The organism is Paenibacillus sp. USHLN196 (assembly GCF_037144955.1).
GTDB lineage: Bacteria > Bacillota > Bacilli > Paenibacillales > Paenibacillaceae > Paenibacillus > Paenibacillus xylanexedens_C.
Window position 1 is genome coordinate 52803 of record NZ_JBBCYH010000012.1, and the last position, 24578, is coordinate 77380.

A 24578-nucleotide genomic window follows, 5' to 3' on the forward strand; every position below is an offset into this window, starting at 1 on the left:
TATTGTGTCAATTTTCGTTTAAAAATGTTTGTGCGTGAACATGAAAGAAGTGTTAACAATTTTCGCAATTCTTCACATACTGTGTCAGTCACGACCAGGTCTCTTCTGGATGATTTCGCAGATTACGCACATTGATGTAAAATAGAGAAATACCCGTGTGATTTAATTTACGGGAAGTTAAGGATGAATATGGTATCTTAGGAGGTTACACCGATGAATATTATTTCCATTGAGCCCACGCCAAGTCCAAATACGATGATGTTGCATCTCGATGAACGTCTGGAAGATGGGATTCGTAGAACATATACGTTGGACAACGAACGATCCGCTCCGGCGTTCATTCGCCAGATGCTTCATATTCCTGGCGTAAAGAGTGTATTCCACACAACAGACTTTGTGGCGCTTGATCGCAAAGGAAATGCAGACTGGTCCGTCATTCTGGGCGAAGTCCAAAATCGCCTTGGACAGCAAGGCATCGATCTGGACTGGATTGAATCCGAAGATAGCTCAGGCGAGCACTTCGGAGAAGCACAGGTATTCGTTCAGTTCTTCCGAGGCGTACCCATGCAAATTAGGGTTAAGGCCGGGGTCAAGGAAGAACGAATCTCCTTGTCGGACCGCTTTGTCAAAGCCGTGACAGAAGTCGCCAGTGCGACAATGATCAAAGAACGCAAACTGAGTGATTATGGCGTTCGATATGGCGAATTACCGGACATCGCACGCGAAGTTGAACAGGAACTCGAAGCCGCTTACCCACCGGAACGACTGGAGCAGGTCATCCAACAGGCCATTGAACATGGCACCAAATCAGAAGAGTTCGTTGAGCGCCGTCGCGAATTGGATGGAGCCGAGCTTGAAGAGGCTCTTCGGAGTGATGACTGGAATGTTCGCTATGCGGCGTTTGACGGCATGGAACCTACGGCAGAAAGATTGCCCCTCGTAGCCCATGCCCTGCATGACAACAAAATGCAGATTCGCCGCTTGGCCGTGGTATACCTGGGTGACATTCGTACACCGGAAGCGATGGAACTGCTGTATGAAGCGCTCCAGGACAGTTCTCCTGCGGTACGCCGTACGGCCGGCGATACCTTGTCGGATATTGGTGATCCTGCCGCTACTCCAGCCATGACAGCAACGTTATCCGATAAAAGTAAACTTGTACGCTGGCGTGCTGCACGTTTTCTATATGAGGTCGGAACAGAAGAAGCAGAGCAAGCCTTGCGTGTTGCAGCCGATGATCCTGAATTTGAAGTCAGCCTACAGGCCAAGATGGCTCTGGAGCGAATCGAATCGGGGGAACAGGCTGCTGGAACGGTATGGCAGCAGATGGCTGGCCGTAACAAGAAAGAGGAATAGTGGTCCCTCAGACCTCACATCCAACAATTGTTATTGCACTGGAAAACCATGCGCGTTATACTAATTGTCTGTTTACTAAACAGGACACATCGTGTTACGTTGTGTTGATTATAATTTCATAAACAATAGATACACCTCATCCATTGATGGTGAGGTAGAGGTCGCGGGTGCGATCAGTACGCTGATGGAGGCGCTAGGAGCCGCTTATGATATCAGCCGAAAGGTGCACCCGCCGAAGCTTACTGGACGTTCCTTATACGGTCCGGCGAGCTGGGGCTGCTGTCGAAAGGCGCAGAACTGTCACGGAAGTACATATTTCCTTTTATGGAGGTATGAATTCTTCTGTGTTGAGCTATCTTAATCATCTGGGACATGGTGCGGACATTGAATATAGAGACCGCAGGCTGATGCCTGTGGTCTTTTTTGTTTATGGAGTCAAGTATCGCAAAACATCAGTATATCGAATGAAGGAGTGTTTCCATGCAAGACCGCAGTAACCCAACAACAACTGGACCTTCCCTGAAAAAAGGATTACGCGCACGCCATATGACGATGATCGCCCTCGGTGGCTCCATTGGTACCGGGCTGTTCCTCGCAAGTGGTACCGCCATCTCAACCGCTGGTCCTGGCGGAGCATTAATTGCCTATGTGGCCGTTGGCATCATGGTCTATTTCCTGATGACCAGCCTTGGTGAGCTTGCGACCTTTATGCCGGACTCCGGTTCATTTAATACGTATGCCGCACGTTTTGTCGATCCAGCACTTGGATTCGCCATGGGCTGGAACTTCTGGTACAACTGGGCGGTAACCATTGCAGCAGAGCTTGCTGCCGCTACAGTACTCATTAAATACTGGTTCCCCGACAGTTCATCCATGTTATGGAGCTTGTTGTTCCTCGTGCTGATCTTTGCCTTGAATGTCCTGTCCGTCAAAGGCTACGGAGAGTCCGAGTACTGGTTCGCCATTATCAAAGTAGCTACCGTAATCATCTTCCTGGCCGTTGGTGTGCTCATGATCTTCGGTATTATGGGCGGAGAAGCGGTAGGCTTCAGCAACTTCACCATAGGTGATGCGCCCATCCATGGCGGATTCTTCGCTGTGCTTGGCGTGTTCATGGCTGCGGGATTTTCATTCCAGGGTACAGAGCTTATCGGTGTAGCCGCTGGTGAAAGCGAAAACCCGCGTGAAAACGTACCTCGTGCAATTCGTCAGGTATTCTGGCGCATACTGATTTTCTACATTTTAGCAATTACCGTGATCAGTCTGATCATTCCGTATACCCATCCGAATCTGCTCAAAGGAGATCTAGAAAATATCGGGGTCAGCCCGTTTACGCTGGTGTTTGAGAAAGCTGGACTCGCCATTGCAGCTTCCGTGATGAATGCTGTTATTCTAACCTCAGTACTCTCTGCCGGTAACTCAGGCATGTATGCTTCAAGCCGGGTTCTCTATGCCCTTGCCCGAGATGGTAAAGCCCCTCGTTTCCTGGGCAAGCTGAATAAAAAAGGCATTCCAATGAATGCACTTTTGCTCACGACAGCTGTTGGTATGTTAGCATTCCTTGCCTCCCTGTTCGGCGATGGTATTGTGTATACCTGGTTGCTGAATGCATCCGGTATGTGCGGATTTATCACTTGGCTTGGAATTGCCATAAGTCATTATCGCTTCCGTCGTGCTTACGTTGCACAAGGCAGAGATCTGAGCGATCTGCCTTACCGCGCACGTTGGTTCCCGTTTGGGCCAATCTTTGCCTTTGTTCTGTGCATTATCGTAATTATTGGACAGAACTATCAGGCATTCACGGGTGACCAGATCGACTGGAGCGGAGCAATCGTCGCTTACCTGAGCGTACCCCTGTTCCTGGTGTTGTGGCTAGGTTACAAATGGATCAAGAAGACCAAAGTGGTGCCGCTGCAGGAATGTGATTTCACACCTACGGATTCACCAGCTGATAAGCACTAACGAAGTAATATTTAATGGACTCTATATCATAAAACATCCCCGTAGCACTGCAGTCTTTCTACTGTAGCGCTACGGGGATGTTTTGTTTGGAATCGGCTATCAACCTGAACATGCCTGTATGCCCTTTCGTTCCTGTCCATATTTTGTATAGATTCATACGTAAAATAGAAAGGTACATTATTTTTCTTGGACAATGGGAGTTGAGGCATATTGAAAAAAATATCTATCCTGCTCGTTCTACTGGGAATCCTGGTCGTCGGTTTTCCTTTCCTGCGGGAAACGTATTATGACTGGCAGCAAACCCGTGTGATGAACGAGCTGGAGCAGTTGCAAAATGGCTTGTCTAAACTTAATCACTCCTTTGAACAAGGCATACAGGATGCAGCTTCTAACGAGCCGACTACGAATAGTACAAATGCAGTGCAAGAAGCCAATTCAGATACTCTGGGAGTACTGTCGATTGACAAGATCGATGTCCGTCTGCCCATTTTGGAGGGAGCAACGGAAGACAACATGAAGGTAGCCGCAACCCATCTTGTCGAAACCACTAGGATCGGGAACAAAGGTAATGCCGCCATAGCCGCTCATCGCGCCCACAAAAAAGGACGACTGTTCAACCGCCTGGGAGAACTCCAGATTGGGGATACGATGAAAGTCACCCTGGCAGATCAAACAATTATCCAATACAGGGTAGATCAAATCTCCGTTGTGGAGCCGAATGACTTGTCTGTGCTGGAAGACCCGGGACTTGGACAGGTCCTCACCTTGATTACCTGTGATCCACTCATCAATCCAACACATCGGCTGATTGTAAGAGCCATTGAAGTGAATCCGAATGTTAACGGGACCTGAACCTCCCTAAGGTTCATCCAAAAAAATACCCTCTAGCATATTCACACGTTGACTCTAAGTCTTCGTAGTGATTGCTAGAGGGTATTTTTATCTAACCACGATGAACCTGCTATACTGCGTGTTTTGATCTAGCGTTGCAGCAGTTGTCTGCGGCGGAAGTACATGTATCCCGCACTACCTAATGCCATCAGCATCATGCCTGCAACAGTGTAAGCCAGTGTGCTTTCTTCACCTGTTTGTGGCAGCATTCCCTGTGATCCAGAATTTTCGTTTTGCTGTGATGCAGAATTTTCATTGCCCTGTGATCCATCTGTGTTCGTTCCAGTAGGAGGAGCTAGTGCACTATCCCCATCCGGTGTCTCTGTATCCCCAGCTGGAGGTGCAGTGTTATCACCGTTCGAAACGCCAGGTGAAGGAGGAGCTACTCCGTTATCTTCATCTGTTGGAATTTCGGTTCCGCCTCCAGGTTCTGTAGGTTCAGTAGGTTCAGTAACAACAGTGCCTGGGATAGACGTTCCTGGTGTTTCCGGTTCCGGTGTTGTTGGTTTATCCGGATCTGGCGGCGTTACCCCCGTATTAGGTGTTCCCGGATTATAAGGTCCACTCGATCCACCTGATACCGGCATAGCCTGATTTGTTTTTTCCACAATTACAACTTCGGTTTGTGTACTCGTAATTTCAAATGATACTGGGGTAGTGTCTAAGATATATCCGTTAGGTGCTTTTATCTCAACCAACTGATATTTGTTGATATCCAAGTCTTCAAGTACAATTTCACCTTGTTGATTGGTGGTCAATGTCGCTTCATCCAGACCTGTTACCTTATGGAACACCCAATTCCCATTTGCGTCCATCAATGCAGTTTGAGCACGTAATTCAAATACAGCTCCCTGCAGATGCTGGGTTCTGCTTGCGTTGAACTTAATCAGTTTTACAGAACGATCATTTTCTTTATTTTCAATGGTCAGTTGGGTATCCGGTTTGGTAATGGATACTAGCGTCTCAGGTTGTTCAATAACAAAACCCTCTGCCTTCGTCTCTACCAATGTATATGTGCCATAGTCCAAACCGTCGAATTCAATGACCCCATTCAGATCGGTTACTTTCGTATCGATGACAATGTTGGAAGGATCATGCAGTTCGAATTCAATTCCACTTAATACAGATCGATCCTTGGCATTTACTTTGGTAACGACAAGTTTACCACCCGTCCCCATTGCATTAGACTTCGTCATTGTAATAATCTCCGTCTGATTCTCTACAATCGTGAACGGAATTGGTGTAGCATCCAATTGATAAAACTCAGGTGCTACGACTTCTACCAACTCATAATCCCCTGGCAAAAGTCCTCCTTTGGCGATCTTCCCATCTTCTCCTGTCGATAACTCATCGATTTTCTCTCGGGTTGCGCCGTCCTTGGAGTACAATTCGAAAGTTGCACCCTTAAGTGTCTTGGAGGAGTCCACCGCATCTACCTTGGTTAACTCAAAGCCTTGACGAATCTTTTTATTTTCAATTTCAAAGGCGATATCCGCATCCTTGAATTCAATCGTTTTGCCTGAAGCAGCGCCATACTCCGGATCAACCAAGTATCCTGCCGGTGCAGATAGTTCTTTCAATTTGTAAGGCAAGCCACTCGTCAGATTGTTCAATCGATAGTTTCTGGAGCTTTCAACCACTCCATTCTCGTCCGTCGGTTTCAATGTTTCCAGAAGCGTAGTTCCAGACGCATTATAGATTGCAAATATTGCACCCTCCAGTGGTTGTCCTGTATCACTAACTTTGTGAATTCTGATCTTGCCCAGACCTGTGGAGGCTCCTCCACCGGCTCCAGCCAAGGAAACTTTGATTCCCGACTGATTACCTTCCCCGATTACCGAGGAAGATTGGCCTGCAAATTCAACCTTATTCTCAATTCGGGCGCCATGATCGGCATTAATATAAGACTGATATTCCAAAATGAATGCAGTATGGATATCTTTCTTGAAGGTAAATGTAAATGTATTGCCCTCCACATCCAATTCATAATCAGCCGGATCAACAAGTCCAGCTTTGGTGGATACATTGCCTGAATTGTTGGCAGGTAAATTGGTTGCATATAATTTCAATGAATCAGCCAATAAAATTTGGTTCTCCGACAGGGTATCTGTTAATTGAGTACCCGCAGGAATATAAGATTGACTTGGATTGATATTTACCGTCCATGAGGCTTTATCCGTTGTACCTTCTTGCTTCCCTGTTTTGCGCACGTATACACCACCGTTGGCAGGTGTAACACTGGCTGATCTATTAAATCGTATGGCACCGCCCTCACCGTCCGTCAGAACAGCCTGGTTGGCATAAGCGCCTACGACGGAATATGGTCCATCCAGACTTGTTTGGTACTGAATGCGATAAGCCATTTTGCCCATGTTACCCAGATCCAACGTAAAACCTTTACCATCCGGGTTCAGCTGGAATTGACCTGGTGTGAGTGGTACCTCACTACCTACAGCAGTAACATTATTGGCTCCCTGTAATTCTAACTCATGAACCTTCAATGAGCCCTCTACGAAAGATTGGTCTCCAGTGTAAGCATCCTTGAGGATTGCATCCTGAATATCAAACAAGTTGTAGTTTACATCGATTGTCCAGGTGATCGTTTTATCTTTGGCGCTGTACTCACCCTTCTTATTACCATTTTGAATCGTGTAGTCCTGCGGTTTGACCGCAGCAGATTTTGTAATCGCAGTCTGTTTTACATCAGACTCTTCCCAATCGATCTTGGCCGAGTTGCGATATTCATCATCTGTTGGCATACCTGCTGTCGGATCGAAGCTTGTCTTATAAGTAATAACATGCTCCGTACTGAGCGTAACGCCGTCCTTCAAGCGAAGTGAGAATCCTTTTTCATACGTTAGGTCAGCCGGGTCTGGAATCAGTTCGAAGTCGTCTTGGTTAACACCACTCACTTGAAGACTGCCCGGAATGAGTTTCATATGTCTGCCTTCGTATTGATCAGTGATGACGATATCCGTCATGTCCTGCAAATCACGGTTCAACACCATCTGCCATTCAATTTCTTTTGTATTGAAGTTTTCACTTTTTACACTCTTTGCAAAAATGACTTCCTGAATGTCTTTCCGGCCTGTTTTTGAAGTACCATCATACATGTTCACTGTGTTCGTAATGGTATCATTCGTGTAGACGCGGTCGATGGATTGTGTGTCATATTCGATCTCATAGGCCTTTGTAATATCGTTCTTAAAATGTAATCTGAAGCCGTCATTGAACCCTGCATTCATCGCTTCAAGTGTGTATTCATTCGGATTGACCAGCGTTCTGTTCGAAGCCGCTCCGCTCGCATTAATATCCACTTGGTACACTTTGACGGAATTGTTGATCAGTTTCTGTTTTGCCGTATCAAAACGGTCTTCAATCCATGCATTCGTTTGCATGATTTCTTGCTGATTATAGTTATATTGTACTTTCCATGTGATCGTCTGTGTCACGGGATCATACGCACTATCTTGCCCTGACTTGTTCAAAGGCTCATTAAAACTCACACGAACTCGGCCAATATCCGTTTCGTTATGCTCGCTCTGATCCGTAGTAAGCGCAACCTGATTTTGATACTCCACGTTGTTGAACGGAGCAGTGGTCGGCGCTTTAACACTCGTCGTATAGGTTACACGATAGGCCTTATCTGTGTCTCCCAATTGAATTGGAAATTGCGATTCTGTTCGAACCCCTAAACCTTCTTTTACAGTTCCATTCAGTTGGACTTCCAATTCCCGAATTTCAATATTGCCCTTGAGTTCCAGATCTGCTGGCAACGTATCTGTAAGAACAGCATTTTTCATGGCCTTCTCGCCTTGGTTAAAATCTACTGTCCATTTAATTTCATCGGAGTTGAAATTATTTTTGTTTGCGGTTCCCGATTTCTTTAATTTATCTGTGGCTGTATTGGCAAAGTGCACATCAATGATGCCTTGCCCTACAGAGCCAAAGTCAATTTTTTGTTTCAAACCATCATCCATCTTGCTCTCATCGAACTTGATCCACACGTAGAAGTTGCCTTCCAGCTTGGCATGCTCGATCAGTTCATTAAAAGTAAAGATGATTGTGCCATCTGTATTCACCACATACTCCCCAACACCGCCATCCAGATTGCCCTTAAGCTGTGATCCAATGATGAATTTATCCGGCAAGTTAAAGGTAAACGTGGAGCCATCGCTATAGTTATGAGTGTCATCTGCAAATCCCCATGTAAAGACTACAGCCACTTCATCCTGAATGCGTGGACGAATATCCTCGATCTTATCGCCTTTTATTTCAATTGTGCCGTTCCCATTGTCTTCCGGTGCCTGATTGTACATCTGCACACTGGTAATCAATTGGTCTGTGATCACCGGGCCTGCAGCTGTTATGGCTAAACTGCCCTGGTTGAGGTTCCCCTCCTCTTCTTCTTCCGGAGTATCAGCAACGTCAACGTTGTCCACATCTCCCGAATCTGCGGAACCTTCTTCTGATGCTGTATCACTCATTGCACTTGCTGGCAAATTAGTCATTTCATCCTGAGCATGCATGATTGGCGTAAATAACCAACCCTGCATCATTTGCGTGACCAGTAACAGAGCAATGATCACTATGCTCACTTTTTTCCTCATTTTTTGCATATCCTCCTCGTACGTAGTGTTGGCATGCGCCGAAGAATAGAATAGCAAAGCGACATATACAAAAAATAGACAATGCCCAAACCCTCGTTATTAAACACAAAATTGGACGAAAAAAAGGACACTCCTCAAGCGGAGCATCCTGTTCAACACAATGATTATAATGTCCAGTTAATTTTGACACGTAGATCCGTGGTCCCTTCCATTTTGGACACATAGTAGGATATCGATTTCATGCCAAGCTGGTACAAATCCTGCAAATCTTCTATCAGCCTAGCCTCCGTACCCTTGTACCTGAATGTCAGCGAGGTACCGCCTTCCTTCAGCTTACTCTGAACTTTGGTCTTCAGCGCAGCATGGCCTTTAACGGCATCCTGTTCATCATACAGGGAGTAGTCGAGAGCATGGTACAGCTTCTGATAGGCAGCTTTTTTGCTATCTCCGGCCTTCACCAGCTTCAGTAAAGCTTCCCGATACGGGGCAGGCGCAGCAGGGTACTTGCTTTTGCCTGTCCAGATATGGTCACGTGCTATCTCATCATCACTCAGCAAATAATAGCTGTGGCTCACCTTACCTTTGCGGTCAGGCGTAGGATCATCCCAGGTGGTGTCCATGTGGTACCACTTGCCGTCCAGGTTCACGATATTCCAGGCATGAAGCTGCCCGCCCGCTGTACCTTCCACAATCTGGTTATCGATACCTACTCGCTCCAGCATCCGATATGCCAGCAGTGAATATCCCTGACAGACGGTACTACCTGTAACAAGCCCGTCATAGGCCGTATATTTCTTCAGAGAGGTATCGTAGGAAAGGTTAAGCACAATCCAGTCATGGATGACCTTGACCTTCTCATGATCCGTCATGCCGGGTTTGATGATTTCTTTCAATACGTTCGTGACTTTACGATTCACATAATCGGTCTGTTCCTTGGTCTCCCGGTAGGAGAGAGTCACATGTACTTCGGCCGATACATTGGAACCTTTATAGTTAAATGCATAGCTTTTAACGGTATATTGAATATAGGGGTCACTCTTCATTGCCTCATCGATGGAGGTTTGCAATTGTTTTTTGAGGCCTTTCACATTGCCTTTGTATGTAAAAACAAGTTCCTCCGTTCGCTGTGACATTGCTGTAAGCAAGGTCTGGCGCAGATCCGTAGTCGTGGAGATATCTGATGTTCCCGATGCGGCATACAGCTGATCCAGATCAACTGTGCGTGGCAACGCTACAGCAATCAGGCAGCCTGCCAGCAATATGGTAATAATACGTTTCCCGTTCTTGCCCATGAAAGGAACCCACCCCTCTTTGCAAAGTTCTCACGCCCTATTGTATCACAAAAGGCTCTGTCGTCATTCTTCTAGTTTTGTCAAAGCAAATCAAAAGAGACCTTCTATGGAAGGTCCCTTTGATCTTCAGTTCAATGAAACACGATTACCCGTTATCCTCATCCTATGATTCACACGGGCATGATATGCGCGGTTGCTCATTTAATACAGCCGATTACCACTCATAAACGTATCTGTTTTACCTTGAAGCTTCGCTAGCCGTTCCAATACCTGTGACGCTTCGGCTACCGTCACTTTGCGTGCTGGCATAAATCTTCCTTCAATGGAAGGAAGCAATCCAAGCTTCAAACTCAGGGAAACAGCACCCTTACTCGTAATGGCACTGGCATCCGCGATGTTGGGAAGATCCGATGGCAACGTGTAAAATCCAGCCAGCTTCTCATAGCGTAATATACGTACGAGCAGCACAGCCAATTCTTCACGCGTCATTTCTTCTTGCGGATTCAAATTCTGTTCAGGGTCCGCTCCGGCAAGCCAGCGCTGATCGATTAGAACCTTGATCGCCTTATAATACGGACTGTCAGGTGTAACGTCGGCATACAGCTTGTCATCTCCGTCCCCACTATAGTACATATCCATATTTGGATTAATGGCTCTTGCTAAATAGTTAAACCAATCCCCTCGGGTGATCACTCGATCCGGGAATACACGTTCTTGCTCATCAGCGAGCAATACGCCATGTTGTGTCATATTACGAAGAGCTGCTTCGGCGACATGACCGGAAATATCCGTAGGATCCGCCTTGGTTGCAGAGCTTGTATCCCCATATAACAACATCCATTTTCCTGTGTTAGCATCCAGCACTTCATAGTTGCCATAGATCGAATTTTCATCTCGTGTAGGCATATAAGCTAGGTTAACTCCCACCGGGATGACTTCACCGCTGTTCATACCCCATCCACCGTAACGAGAGTACGCCAGAACCAGCTTGAACTCTTTCAGATAGATTGCCTTTGCTTCTTCGTAACTGATGGCAGGCTCTTTCTCTGCTGGCAGTTGTTCAGGCGTTGCGGCAATACGCGTATAGAATTCGTTAATCGTTCCGTTGTTCAGCACCTGTACTTGTGCTGTGTCATCCTTAACCGGAATTCCGTTCAGATAACGCTGGAACATAAAGGTACGTGCATCATCTACCTCAATAACGTTAGATAGGCGGAACTGCTCCGTTGCATCTGGAACTAGCGCAATGACCGTGTCCATCGCCAGTTTCTCAGCCTGCTTTCGGGTTACCCCTTTGCCTTCCTTCTCTTCAGTTGGCTTCTCCTGCTCCATCTGTGGTCCCATTCGTTGCATCATCGTATAGCTGTAGATCTGTCCAGTAACTGCATCTACCTGTGCTGAGATATCCCGCATAAACATATAGGACATATTGGCACTTCGATCACTCCAGCTCAGACTCCATACCTGATTGTTCGGACTTGCATATAATCCCTTGCTTAATTGGCTGTGCTCCAGCTTGTAACCCTTAGGAATATCAAAGTTCGTAGCCACCCGATTGGCGGCCTGCTGTACATTTAACCTCGTACCATTGGCCGGGACAAAAGGAGTTACATCGCTTTTCAGCTTCGTATCCTGCTGCAAAGAATCTTCATCCACAGCTTTACCGGTTAATGTATTAATCCGTTCCAACGTATTGGCTTCAATCGGAACGATACTGATAGTCTTTGGTGTGTAGCCAAGATAATACTGCTGGCCTTGTTTGGAAGACAGACGATCTTTGGAGATATAGGCCAGCTCCACATCGAACTGTTCTTCAAACTGCTGTCTCGCCTTCTCTTCCGAAGCTGCCGGTTTCGATGAAGGATACTTCGCTGAGGTAGTACCTCGTGAGTAACCTGTCACCAAACCACTTTCATCCACATTTATGTAGACTGTCTCTGCGTCAGATAATAACCCGTCATGCTTCAACTGGTAACCGTATCGATACTCTGTTCTGCCGAATAATGACTGTTGTTCAATAGAAGAATACAGATCTCCAAGCGGAGCATACTCTGTATCTTTCAGACCTGGAATCGCTTGGTACAACAGGTTCACGGCCTTCTCTTCGGCTTCAGCTTTGGTTAGCTTAACATCCGATGCCGTGACATGCTTATCCATGACATCCGACGGCAAATGTACACTTAACACTTCCCCTGTGCCTGCATGTACGGTTGCATTGAATCCTGACGTATGATTGCCTTGCGTAATCTGGAACCCGATCTCCCATGCCTTGTAGTCTGGCGGTGGATAAGAATTAGGTGAATCGAATCGTGCAGATGAGATCGTTGCTTTCTTTAACAAAGGAAATAGCTTCAGTATATTTTCACTGGCTTGCCTGGATGAGATTTTCGCTCCCTCGGGCACGTCATTGCTCGTTGCGTCTAGTTGTTCATTTTCCCCCGTTGTCGCTTCAGTCAACTGTTCTGCTTGCGCGGCTGATGCACTGCCTGCAAAACCTGGTGTTTGCGAAGCAAGTAACAGTGTTGCCATCGCTGCCGTTGCAGCTTTGGCTGTGAACATTTTGAAACGTACATTAAACTTCCAATTCAAACTCAAATCTGGACCTCTCCCTTCAATTTCATACAAAGATGCATAGCAAATAACCTCGCATGAATATTGCCAGTCTATCCTATGATACCATAAGCTTCCTTTTTAATGGTCGTTTTCGGGGCAATTTTACAAATGTGAATTTCTGCATATTGCTCATAACAGCAAAAAAAACGCCAACCACGTTGGCGTTTTCTCTGTTAGCCTGCACTCTTATGTAGGCCTGATTCTACCTGGTTTAACTGCTCGCAATAGTGGAATCGTTCGACTTCGACCGACCTTGGACATGGGTTTGCAAGAATGGAATAACGGTATCCCAGAAGGCGGGGTCTTCCTCGGAACAACTGTGTCCTCCGCTGTTGACCCATAGATGTTCTACAGGCGGATCGGCTTTGGACATAAAATATTCAAGCTCACTCGGGGGAATGAAGTTGTCCCCCTTGGAGTGCACCATAAGCATCGGCAGTTGCATTCCCCTGCGCCGTTCATTGAGCATCATCACCGGTTCACGCTGACGATAGGATTTCAGAGATTCACCAAGCCGCCAGAACCAGATTCTTGGAATTAACTGGGCCAGTGGAAACAGGGGCAGACGCCGACGTCTCAGCTCTGAACTGACAATAACCTCAAATTGCGATGGCATGGAGTCGGTAATCACCGCTGATACAGGAATGCCTTCCGTCACCGCAAGAATTGTGCCCAGTCCACCCAAAGAATGTCCAAGCACACCGATGGCATCCGGATCGATCTCCGGTCGTGCGGTCGTATACTGCAATGCCGCCAGCAGATCATCCCGGAATAAATAGGCAGATGCAGCACGAACCGGATCACTGGCACCGTGGCTGCGGACATCATACATAAACAGGGCGTATCCTGCTTCCCAGATCGGCCGTGCATAACGAAGAACACGGGAGCGATTGGAGCCCCAGCCATGGGCAATAATAATAAGCGGCCATGGCTTCGGAATGTCCGCTCTTGCCGGGATGAACCAGCCATGTACCCGACCTCCACCACTGTCGAAGGTCACATCTTCAAATGGCATTGGAGGTTTCAGGGTGATTGGAATCTTCTTGGGTGTCTGGCTCTTCACCGCCGCTTTCCATAATCCACCTGCCGTTACTGCGGCCACGGCGAGCATGCCGCCAATCATTGTCTTAGCTTTCACAGGGCATCTCTCCTCTCCGGTTTCTGGCATACATCCATTATAAGACAATAGAATGAACGGCACGTTAAACGACATCGGTTTTTATGATAACGATTAATCTATAATTGTTCTAAAGACACCTTCATATATATACCCAAATCTACGTAACTCTCGTCCGTCGCCTGTGCCTACTCCTTCGCTGCTTCCACAAATCTTCGAGTGCAAGCTGCAATCTGCTCATGATCTCCTGAGGCAAGGGCTTCTCGTGGCAAAAGTGCACTTCCCAGACCCACTGCAGCAGCGCCTGCTGCGTAATATTCAGCAATGTTCTCCAGAGTTGCGCCACCTGTTGCCAACAGCGGAATGTGATTCAGTGGAGCTTTGATCTCCCGCAGATATGGAATGCCCAGACTCGCCATTGGAAACAGCTTCACAACACGTGCTCCCGCTTCATGTGCAGCAACAATCTCCGTTGGTGTCATGGCTCCAGGCCAGATCTCGACACCATGTTCTACAGCATATTCAATTACAGACAGATCGACATTGGGGGATACCAGAAATTGTGCGCCTGCAGCGACCGCTTCCTTGGCCATCTGCACATTCAATACGGTACCTGCTCCAACATAGGCTTTACCCTCATGTCGCTCACGCCAGTCTGCAATAATATCATGTGCTCCAGGCGTGTTCAGTGTGACTTCCATTAGTCGGATGCCACCACTCGTCATGCCTTGTCCAGCTGTTACCGCCGCTTCACGGCTAATGCCACGCACAATCGCGACTAACCTCGACTCCAATAGTACTTCCATCAGATTCATATCCAATTCCCCTTGCTTCATCAATTCGGCAGCCGAAGACAGGCAATCATGTTCACCGCTTTTCCGTTATCATTATTGTAAAGCATATCCTCCCCTGGATGAAATACATTAATCCATTTAAGTGAATGAGTGTTCCACGTACACTATGAAGTATTTTCATCACAACGAAAAAACCTCTCCATGGAAAACGGGAATAATTCACCCATTCAACTCCACGAAAGAGGCAGCATTTCGGCCGAAAATACTATGCATTTTCCAATACGTTATCCTTCTCCAAATCTTTAAAGTAACGATCGTTATATAACATACTTGGATGCGTTGGATGATACGCAAGTGCGATATCATTATGTTCACGGGCCTTCGCACGGTTGCCCATCCGGTCATAACACACACATAGTTGCAGATGCGGCATCCAGGTCCAGGCTGCTTCATTCAGTACCACCATAGGATCATCGGGACGCACAGCCCGAGTGGCCTGTTCGTACCAGAACAGCGCTTTGCGATAATCTTCACGGTCAGCAAAATACCCTCCCAATCGGCAGCAAATCTCGGCTCTCGGTAAATCATACGCAAACGATCGGAACAACGCCGTAACTTCCTGTTCCGGACGTTCACGCGCGGCTTCAGAATCGGCAATTTTCTGGCAAGCAGCGATCTGATCTTCCACCCAGCCCAGCCCAGTATCCAAGAATTTCTCATAATACTTTACCGCATCCTCATGCTGTCCATGGTCCTTCAATTCATTGCCGAAATAGTACAAATCACGCGGCGAGAAATCCTCTCCGGCCTGCTCCCTTTTGCGATAGATCCGAAGATTTCGATCGGTATACTCCTTATCTTTCTTGTGGGTAACCGCTATATCACTATGCAGCAGATTGCCTGCTACAGCTAGATATTCATGCACCGCACCAATCCAGCGAAATTGCCGATCCCGACGCACCAGACGATTCCGGCGCAAGCTGTAGGCTACTTTTCCATCTGCTGTGAAAGACAGATTGTAATCCATCGTAACACTATCGACAGTCGGGTCCAGCGAACGTTTCAAGGCAATCAGCTTCGCGCGATCTTCCGGTTCGAACACATCGTCGGCATCCAGCCACAGAATATATTCGCTTTTCGCCTGATCGAAGGCAAAGTTACGAGCTGCTGCAAAGTCATCCACCCATTCAAAGTCAACAATACATTCCGTGTATCTGGCTGCGATCTGACGGGTATGATCGGTTGAACCTGTATCGACGATTACGATCTCATCGGCAATCCCATTGACGGAGTCCAGACATCTGGCGAGGGAAGCCTCTTCATTTTTCACAATCATACATAACGTAATACTGATCGTCTGCTCTCCTCTTCTGGCCCTACGGTTAAAAGCAGATACCCCAGGTAGTTCAGACAATCGATAGATATGGTAGGCCGGTAGATGTGTATCGACGAACAAGCGAAAACCAAGTGCCTGAGCACGAATGCAGAAATGACGATCTTCGCCCCAGAAAGATACGTTCGGAATCTGGTCATACGAAACCCCTGCTGCCAAAACATTTTTACGAATAAGGGTACACGCCCCTAGCCCTCCAACTTCATAACAACCCGGGATCCGCAGCTGGCTCAGAAAAGCAGTCGTTTGTGCGCCCTCGTCCTCCGTCTCGGTTCCGTCTAATGTTTTGCCACCACGGCGATACAAAGCATACTCATCCTGCAGCCATACCTGCGGCATTTCCCTGGCATCCGGCTGCCAGCGGGTCCAAAAGATATTGGATACAATGTCTTTGCCACTCGATACGAGTTGCTCCAGCGTCCGCGGATGCAGCACCAAGTCAGAATCTATCAGGAAAACTGCATCGTATTGCTTGTCGCGCGCATAGTGCAAAATGCGATTTTTCAAACCGGCTACGCGCCAAATCTGTTCATCCTGCCAATAGTGGCCTCCCTCATCCTTGGTGTATACGCCTTTGTTGTCAGGACTCCCGCTGTCATGTTCATCTGCTTGAATAACCGTTCCTTCGTGCTGAAGCAAAAATTCACGCAACATATTCGACGCCGCTTCTTCCTCGTTATCGTCAACAAACAGATAATCCGTCTTCACCGTCGTCCGTTCCAGTGCATCCAGCGAATCCAAGAATTCACGCAGCACCGCAGCGGTCTGACGAACAGGGCTGGCGATCAGAATTTTTTCCTGATATTGCTCCTGATATTGCTCCTGATATTGCTCCTGAGGTTTTTCCGATTGACGGATATCTTTCGATTTTGCAAAACGTATGGACGGTTGATGATCACTCTGGCTCTCTTTCTGGTTCTCATGTTGGTTCTCATGTTGGTTCTCTTTCTCGTGTGAATTCGGCTCTACTTGAAGATTGGATTCTAATTGAGGTATGGATTCTTCTTGCGATATGCGCACCTGATCTTTCCTCAACGTGTTCATTCCCCCTCTTCATATTCGGACCATGGCAACAGCCGTGGCTCTTGATCCAATATCGATTCGTATTGTTCCTTCCAACCGTATCTTGCTTCAGGGTCCAGTTCTTGATAGCGATCATATTTGCGGATGCGGTCTTCTTTGCGCGCCCAACCATAGTGCTTCACTCGGGGAACATGGCAGCCATAGGACCAATGCTGGATCGTTAACGGAAAACGACCACAATGCTGAGGGGTTTCTTTCCATTCGTAACTCAATTCCGGGTGATATCGAATTAAGAATGGTCGATAATAGGCATGCGCCTGCCAGAACTCGTCTTCCCGGTAATGTGTCTCACTCCACATATCAAACAATCTGAAATAAATCGCATCCTCATTGCCACTGAGCAACAGATCGCGTACAGCCCCAAAGTCACGGGTCAGAATCTCATCCGCATCCAGATTCAAAATCCACTCGGGGTTCGTCGCTATTGTCTCCGCCCACTGCTGCTTTCTGAGACTCACCTCATCTGCAAAACGTGAAGCAGGATTCTCTATCAATACAAGTGGAATGCCCTCCAGAAGTTCCCGGCACATCGTAACCGTTCCATCTGTGCTCCCATCATCAATGATTACCGCACGATCAATCCAGGGACGATGTGTTTCCAATGCCTGCCTGAGATATCGATTCTCCTCATTACGAACGATCATCGACAAGGTGATATGTGGTCTTCCACGCTCCTCATGTTCATCCAAAGCTTCACCCCCATGCTCAAGCTTCTACCTAAAATCGTCGGACACCCTTGATGCTTGGACGGATCACAATCCTCTATTTCCAATCTATGCAGAGCCGGAATGCGGATATGCAGGCCAAGAAAACCTTTCATGGGATGAATGCGGATGAACGACAAAAAAGCACCCGCCTGCGCGGATGCTTTTAAAGTAATCACAAGATTAATGTAGTGAAATAAATGAATTAACGGTACACTGCCAGACGGTCATTCAGACTACGTGTCTGTCCATAGACTTCCTGGTAGAGTGCAAACAGTCCATCATAGACCACAACCGTATCCGGGTTAGGCACATAGGATTTCGCCGGACGAATGAACGCCGTCGCACATTCCTGTAAGGACGGGAACCAGCCACAGCCATAGGCTGCCAGCATCGCTGCACCCATCGCAGGACCCTGTTCGCTCTCCAGCTTCACAATCGTAGCGTTGAAGACATCAGCCTGCATTTGCAACCAGGCTTCATTCTTGGCACCGCCACCAATGGAGATGACTTCATTGACGGTTTTGCCTGCACCACGCAGAATATCAATCGACTCACGCAATGAGAATGTAATGCCCTCCATTACCGCGCGTCCAAAGTGCTCCAGCTTGTGCCCCGCATCCATACCAATAAAGCTACCGCGAATATTCGCATCTGGATGAGGTGTACGCTCCCCAACGATATAAGGTGTGAACAACAATCCGTTGCTGCCCGCCGGAACCTGATCAATACCCTGTAAGAGCACATCAAATGATTTGTCCGCTGCAAATGTATCCTTGAACCAGGACAGGCTGTATCCTGCGGCAAGTGTTACCCCCATAATATAGAAGGCATCCTTCTCGCCGTGATTAAAAAAGTGTACTTTGCCTTCGAAATCGAGATCTTTACGCTCTTCGTAGGAAAGCACAACCCCGGACGTTCCGATGCTGCACATCGTCTGTCCTTCACTCAGAATGCCTGCGCCAATGGCACCGCATGCATTATCCGCGCCACCTGCATATACTTTCGTTGCAGCCGCCAGACCCGTTTGATCCGCAATCTCAGGCAGCAATGTGCCTACTTCCTCAAACGATTCCACAAGACGTGGACAGAGGGCAATCGGCAGCTCGAATGCTTCTGCAATCTCGCTACTCCACTGCTTGCCTGCAACGTCCAGCAGCAAAGTTCCCGCTGCATCCGAATAATCCATAGCGTAATCCCCGGTCAGGCGATAACGCACGTAGTCTTTCGGCAATAGGAACAAGGATGCTTGCTGCAGCAAGGCAGGCTCGTTCTCCTGAACCCACAGAATTTTCGGCAATGTAAAACCTTCAAGTGCACGGTTCCGCGCAATGCTTAACAGCTTGCTGTCCAGCACTTTTTCGATGCGACGGCACTGAGCCGTTGTACGTGTATCGTTCCACAGGATTGCGTTACGCAGCGGTTTGCCTTCAGCATCCACCAAGACCAGTCCATGCATCTGTCCGGAGAAACTCAAACCCTCGATTTCCGAAGGGTGTACGCCAGACACTTCCAGCAATTTGCGCAGGGAAACAATCGTCTGCTCTACCCAATCCTCTGGATTTTGTTCACTGTATCCAGCCTTGGGCTGATACAACGGGTATGCCTCGGATGCTTCAAATGCTACTTTTCCTTCACGATTGACCAGCACAGTTTTGACCGCGCTCGTCCCTAGATCGACACCAATGACGTAACTCATGGGTTAACTCCTCTCGTTTGTAACAGGATTGTATAAATGAAGCCTTGATGCTCATGTGCTCACTCCGTGATCAGAAAACCCTTGGATCGCCGTTACCCCCAGATTTCCTTTATCCCCTTTGGCAAGGGAGAAATCCGGGGATAAATGCGCACGCTACCGCTTCCTCGGGTCCTTTCTGCTCACTTCGTTCTGCATGCACCATCTTAGACAAACATTTATATCAAAACAGTAAAAACGTACTCGTTCTTATATAGTGGAAAGATTGATCCAATGACCTTGAATTGTCATTGGCTATAAATGAAACTTTGATACGAATGTAGGTCACTCGTACCTCATTGGCTCTGGTATCAAAAAACCGCCCCCGCCTTCCCAGGGGAAAGTCGGGGACGGTCCGAATGTCATGCTTGTTCAGGCGTTCCGTGGTACAAGCTAATCTTCTACAAAGGCAGACCAAGATACTATACCGACCACATATATGGGTAACCATTGGTGGTCGATAACCATCCATAAATACCGCCTAACCTGTTTTAGTCAGCCAGGATGTACTGGTTGAGTTGTGCTCTCAGCAATTCCTGACGTCCGGATTGGTTTTTACGTGGGCTTTCGTTGTTCAGTGCATACTCAGCAAGGGAAGCCAGTGTTGCTTTACCTGCAACCACATCTGCGCCAATACCTTCGCTGAAGCTGCTGTAACGTTTTTCGATGAAGTCATCGAATACGCGATCTTCGATCAGTTTTGCTGCTACTTTCAGACCTTTCGCATACGTATCCATACCTGCGATGTGTGCCAGGAACAGATCGTCTGCTTCGAAGGAACCACGACGTACTTTTGCGTCAAAGTTCACACCACCACGGCCGATACCGCCGTTTTTCAATACTTCATACATTGTCAATGTAGCATCGTACATATCAACCGGGAATTCATCCGTATCCCAACCGATCAACATATCGCCTTGGTTCGCATCGAGGGAACCGAGCATGCCGTTTGTACGAGCTACGCGGATTTCGTGATCGAATGTGTGACCAGCCAGTGTAGCGTGGTTCGCTTCCAGGTTGAGTTTGAAGTGTTTGTCCAAACCGTATTTTTGCAAGAATGCAATGGAAGTTGCTGCATCATAATCATATTGGTGTTTTGTTGGCTCTTTTGGTTTAGGCTCGATCAGGAATTGTGCGTCAAAGCCAATTTCCTTCGCGTAGTCTACAGCCATGTGGAACATGCGAGCAATGTTGTCTTGCTCCAGTTGCATGTCTGTGTTCAGCAATGTGTCGTAACCTTCACGACCGCCCCAGAAGACATAGTTTTCAGCGCCCAGACGTTTACCCACTTCCAGACCTTTCTTGATCTGTGCTGCAGCGTGAGCATACACATCTGCGTTACAAGTGGAAGCTGCACCAAACATGAAGCGTGGGTTCGAGAACATGTTCGCTGTATTCCAGAGCAGTTTTTTGCCGCTTGATTTCATGTGGTCTTCAATCAGATCAACAATCGTGTCGATGTTGCTGTAGAACTCACGCAGGTTGTTGCCTTCTGGTGCGATGTCCACATCGTGGAAGCAGAAGAACGGGAGATTCATTTTTTCCAAAAATTCAAATGCCGCTTCTACGCGTACTTTCGCGAGATCCAGACCCGAGTATTTATCCCAAGAGCGAACAGCTGTCTCCGCACCGAACGGGTCACTGCCGCCTGCAGTTAATGTATGCCAGTAAGCCATACCGAAACGGAAATGTTCTTCCATCGATTTGCCGGCTACCACTTCTTCCGGATTATAATGTTTAAAAGCAAATGGATTCTTGGAATCTTTACCTTCGAATGCAATTTTATTAACGGATTCAAAATAGGCCATGTGTAAAATGCCTCCTCAATAGTTTTAAAGAAATCGTTTACACCGTTATCCTATCACATCGATTATACTTTGTCTATTGGTTAAACAAAGTAAAATAAAAATGTTTTTTACAGGTTTGTTTACGCTATAATAGTCGAATAACTTGTTACGGATGTGGGTCAGAACCCTTTTATCAGAAGAATAGGAGTGCCTTAACGATATGAAAATTACCGGAGACCAGATGCTGGTCAAAAAAATAAACAAGTCGATCGTTCTCGATACGATCCGGCGGCATGCCCCTCTCTCGCGCGCACGGCTGTCCGAGGTCACGGGGCTGAACAAGGCAACGGTATCCAACCTGGTTGCTGATCTGATCAGTGATGATCTGGTGCAGGAGATTGGCCCTGGGGAATCCAGCGGCGGACGTAAACCACTCATGCTGCTGTTTCGAGGGACATCAGGCTATGCAGTCGGTCTGGAACTCAGTGTGACCCATTTGAAAGGCGTGCTTACAGATCTGGAAGGTCACGTCATTACAGAGTACGCAGTGACCTTGGAACACCATGACGTGTCCTCTGTACTCGAGCAATTGAAATTGGCCGCAAAGCAGCTTATTGAAGCAGCTCCTCCTTCGCCTCACGGTGTCATTGGCATTGGCATCGGAGTACCCGGCATGGTCGATGAGGCAGGGACGGTCCTGTTTGCACCCAACCTGGGGTGGGAGAAGGTAGCTCTTCGCTCCATGCTTGAAGAAGAATTTAGACTGCCAGTAACCATCGATAATGAAGCCAATGCGGGTGCCCATGGAGAGTTGAATTTTGGGGCAGGCATCGGTGTCCGTCACATGATCTACATCAGTGCAGGCATGGGTATTGGTTCAGGCATCATGGTGGATGGTGAATTATACAAAGGAGCGTGGGGCTACGCTGGGGAAACAGGCCACATGTCCATTGAAGCGGAAGGTCTGCCCTGCTCCTGTGGTAATCATGGCTGCTGGGAGTTATACGCATCGGAAAAAGCTTACGAGCACCCGGATCATCAGCTAAAATTACCTGCTCATACCACACGCGAGCTTATTCATTATGCCGAGCAAGGTCACGAGGATGTTCAGGCATTATACGACACGATTGGACGTAAGCTGGGGATCGGTATTACCAATATCGTGAATAGTTTCAATCCGGAACGCATTATCATTGGTGGTCCCCTCTCCGAAGCTGGTCCCTGGATTGAAACAGCGTTAAAACAAGTTGTCGAGGAACGTACATTACCTTATCACCGCCGCAGTTTGCAGATTGAATGGGCAGCTCTGGGCAGCCGTTCTACACGTGTTGGTGCCGCTTACTCTGCGATATCCCAATTTTTAGGCAAAATTAGGGTGTCCGTCTAATAACAGATGAAAATTGACATCATTTTGCCCCATTTCCTCCCTTTTTGTTAAAGAAATCCAGAGGTATAATGAGGTTATGTGATTTTTGTCATGGCTGTGTGAATACAGCTGTGTTAATTCCGATAACGAAACGGAGTGAAAAAAGCGTGACCTACGTGGATACTTCAGATATCTCGGCGCAAATGTTTGTCACCGTACTCCTGTTCCTGATTGTGCTTGCGCCCCTGTTCAGCCTTGGCATACTCCGATTGTTCCAGAGCAAAAAGAAGGCTGGTTTCATGTACATGCTGTCAGGATTGCTGGTGTATGTTGTATTTCAGACTTTTATGAGCATCTTTTTCTAGATCATATTCTGCGTTTGCACAAAAAACCGTACCCTTCCGGGTACGGTTCTTTCTATATCCTAACGGCTCGCGAAAACCGGAATTGCATCGAAACATTCATTCAATACATCATGTTCCAGATGATCAGCGTAATTTAAGCGTCCAATGCTTTGGCAAATTGGGTTTTGTTCATACCCAGAATGCGGTGTTCACCGATTACAGTCAAAGGCACGGCACGTACGCCCATGTCCCATACTTGTTGTGCAAACTCATCGTTAGTCTCAATGTTGCGCTCTTCGTAAGAGATACCTTTGTCAGCCAGGAATGTTTTTACGGATTTGCAGTTCGGGCAGTTCGTTGATGTATATACAATTACGTTTTCCATGTTTAATTCACCTCATATGGTTTTATATTAATCTATAGTTTGTTTAGGATCGGCTCATTTTATTACAAAACAACTGCGCTGTGCTCCAAGCTTTCAATGTATTTCTCTGTGTCCATGGCAGCCATACATCCGCTACCTGCAGCTGTAATCGCTTGTTTGTAACGTGTATCCTGAACGTCACCACATGCGAATACGCCTGGGATGTTCGTCTCGGATGTACCCGGTGTAGTCAAGATATAACCGTGTTCGTCCGTAGTGATCTGTCCGCCAAGGAATCCAGTGTTCGGTGTGTGACCAATGGCTACGAATACGCCGCTCGCCGGAATTACTTCTTCTTCACCTGTTTCGTTGTTCAACACTTTGAGTCCTGTCACGCCGTTATCGCCAGCAAGTACTTCGAGTGGTGTACGGTTAAGAGCCATTTCTACTTTTTCGTTGCTGCGTGCACGATCTTGCATGATTTTGGAGCCACGCAGTTCTTCACGACGGTGTACCAGCGTTACTTTGGAACCGAAACGGGACAGGAAGCTTGCTTCCTCAAGAGCAGAGTCTCCACCGCCGATAACGATGATCTCTTTGTTACGGAAGAAGAATCCATCACATGTTGCACATGTGCTGACACCGCGGCCCACATTCGTTTCTTCGCCAGGGATACCCAGGTATTTGGCAGATGCGCCTGTAGACAGGATCAACGTTTCCGATACGAGCTCACCCATACCTTCGACTTGAATCTTGAACGGACGCTCGCTCATGTCGATGTTGTTCACCCAACCTGTGCGGAATTCAGCACCGAAGCGTTCTGCTTGTTTGCGCATATTGTCCATCAGTTCAGGACCCATAATTCCATCAGGGAAACCTGGGAAGTTCTCCACTTCAGTCGTCGTTGTCAGTTGGCCACCTGGTTGTGGTCCTTCAATAACGAGTGGGTTCAAGTTGGCACGTGCCAGATAGATTGCTGCTGTCAGCCCTGCAGGGCCTGTTCCAATAATAATTGATTTATACATGTATAGTTCCTCCCCCGGGTTCTACAAAAAGGTTGGGCCTCCGGCATCAAAAGCTTATGCTTTTGCATACACTAGAACGAAAAGCCTACATCATGTCCACAAGTCCTGCCTGCGAAATGACAATTGCCCTATGCAGAAACGG

The 24578-nt window shown here is 47.4% G+C and carries 16 protein-coding genes, 1 pseudogene and 1 riboswitch; of the genes and pseudogenes, 5 read left to right on the forward strand and 12 right to left on the reverse strand.

Features of this window, described 5'->3' with window-relative positions:
- Positions 1-213 precede the first annotated feature (213 nt).
- From WFI24_RS24920 to WFI24_RS24930, 3 genes are all read left to right on the forward strand, one after another.
- Positions 214-1356 carry a virulence factor gene (locus WFI24_RS24920; RefSeq protein WP_336764748.1) on the forward strand — a complete coding sequence of 381 codons (1143 nt, stop codon included), beginning with the start codon at positions 214-216 and terminating at the stop codon, positions 1354-1356.
- 147 nt (positions 1357-1503) lie between these two features.
- A riboswitch (Lysine riboswitch) is annotated at positions 1504-1719 on the forward strand.
- Between the two features lie 117 nt (positions 1720-1836).
- Entirely contained in the window at positions 1837-3318 is a 1482-nt protein-coding gene (locus WFI24_RS24925) for an amino acid permease (RefSeq protein ID WP_336764749.1), read from the forward strand.
- Positions 3319-3528: 210 nt separating this feature from the next.
- The gene (locus WFI24_RS24930; protein ID WP_336764750.1) at positions 3529-4170 is read left to right on the forward strand and encodes a class D sortase; all 642 of its coding nucleotides are present in this window, start codon (positions 3529-3531) and stop codon (positions 4168-4170) included.
- A gap of 128 nt (positions 4171-4298) precedes the next feature.
- Here WFI24_RS24930 and WFI24_RS24935 read toward each other — a convergent pair whose 3' ends face one another.
- The 10 genes and pseudogenes from WFI24_RS24935 to xylA all read right to left on the reverse strand — a co-directional run bounded on the left by WFI24_RS24935 (position 4299) and on the right by xylA (position 21358).
- Entirely contained in the window at positions 4299-8819 is a 4521-nt protein-coding gene (locus WFI24_RS24935; RefSeq protein WP_336764751.1) for a collagen binding domain-containing protein, read from the reverse strand.
- Positions 8820-8983: 164 nt separating this feature from the next.
- Positions 8984-10111, reverse strand: a complete 1128-nt coding sequence (locus WFI24_RS24940; protein WP_336764752.1) for a transglutaminase domain-containing protein — start codon at positions 10109-10111, stop codon at positions 8984-8986.
- A 201-nt stretch (positions 10112-10312) separates the two neighbouring features.
- A complete protein-coding gene (locus WFI24_RS24945; RefSeq protein WP_336764753.1) occupies positions 10313-12706 on the reverse strand; it encodes an S-layer homology domain-containing protein in 2394 nt (797 codons plus the stop codon).
- A gap of 229 nt (positions 12707-12935) precedes the next feature.
- Entirely contained in the window at positions 12936-13862 is a 927-nt protein-coding gene (locus WFI24_RS24950) for an alpha/beta hydrolase (protein WP_336764755.1), read from the reverse strand.
- A 167-nt stretch (positions 13863-14029) separates the two neighbouring features.
- Positions 14030-14656: a bifunctional 4-hydroxy-2-oxoglutarate aldolase/2-dehydro-3-deoxy-phosphogluconate aldolase gene (locus tag WFI24_RS24955; RefSeq protein ID WP_336764756.1), complete on the reverse strand. Its 627-nt coding sequence runs from the start codon at positions 14654-14656 to the stop codon at positions 14030-14032.
- 244 nt (positions 14657-14900) lie between these two features.
- The gene (locus WFI24_RS34565; RefSeq protein ID WP_442956264.1) at positions 14901-15971 is read right to left on the reverse strand and encodes a glycosyltransferase; all 1071 of its coding nucleotides are present in this window, start codon (positions 15969-15971) and stop codon (positions 14901-14903) included.
- Positions 15972-16391: 420 nt separating this feature from the next.
- Positions 16392-17072: pseudogene (locus WFI24_RS34570) on the reverse strand (glycosyltransferase); the annotation flags it as partial.
- Positions 17069-17800: a glycosyltransferase family 2 protein gene (locus tag WFI24_RS24965; protein ID WP_336764758.1), complete on the reverse strand. Its 732-nt coding sequence runs from the start codon at positions 17798-17800 to the stop codon at positions 17069-17071. The gene WFI24_RS24965 and the pseudogene WFI24_RS34570, both read right to left, overlap by 4 nt.
- 220 nt (positions 17801-18020) lie before the next feature.
- Entirely contained in the window at positions 18021-19514 is a 1494-nt protein-coding gene (gene xylB / locus WFI24_RS24970) for a xylulokinase (protein WP_336764759.1), read from the reverse strand.
- Between the two features lie 527 nt (positions 19515-20041).
- Positions 20042-21358: a xylose isomerase gene (xylA, locus tag WFI24_RS24975; protein ID WP_036606941.1), complete on the reverse strand. Its 1317-nt coding sequence runs from the start codon at positions 21356-21358 to the stop codon at positions 20042-20044.
- A gap of 199 nt (positions 21359-21557) precedes the next feature.
- Here xylA and WFI24_RS24980 point away from each other — a divergent pair, with 199 nt between their 5' ends.
- Positions 21558-22724, forward strand: a complete 1167-nt coding sequence (locus WFI24_RS24980) for an ROK family transcriptional regulator (RefSeq protein ID WP_336764762.1) — start codon at positions 21558-21560, stop codon at positions 22722-22724.
- 146 nt (positions 22725-22870) lie between these two features.
- The gene (locus WFI24_RS24985; protein ID WP_017692236.1) at positions 22871-23068 is read left to right on the forward strand and encodes a hypothetical protein; all 198 of its coding nucleotides are present in this window, start codon (positions 22871-22873) and stop codon (positions 23066-23068) included.
- A 133-nt stretch (positions 23069-23201) separates the two neighbouring features.
- On the opposite strand, the gene WFI24_RS24990 is transcribed toward WFI24_RS24985, so the two are convergent.
- Positions 23202-23432 carry a glutaredoxin family protein gene (locus WFI24_RS24990; RefSeq protein WP_336764763.1) on the reverse strand — a complete coding sequence of 77 codons (231 nt, stop codon included), beginning with the start codon at positions 23430-23432 and terminating at the stop codon, positions 23202-23204.
- A gap of 62 nt (positions 23433-23494) precedes the next feature.
- Entirely contained in the window at positions 23495-24436 is a 942-nt protein-coding gene (trxB, locus tag WFI24_RS24995; RefSeq protein WP_036668032.1) for a thioredoxin-disulfide reductase, read from the reverse strand.
- Positions 24437-24578 lie beyond the last annotated feature (142 nt).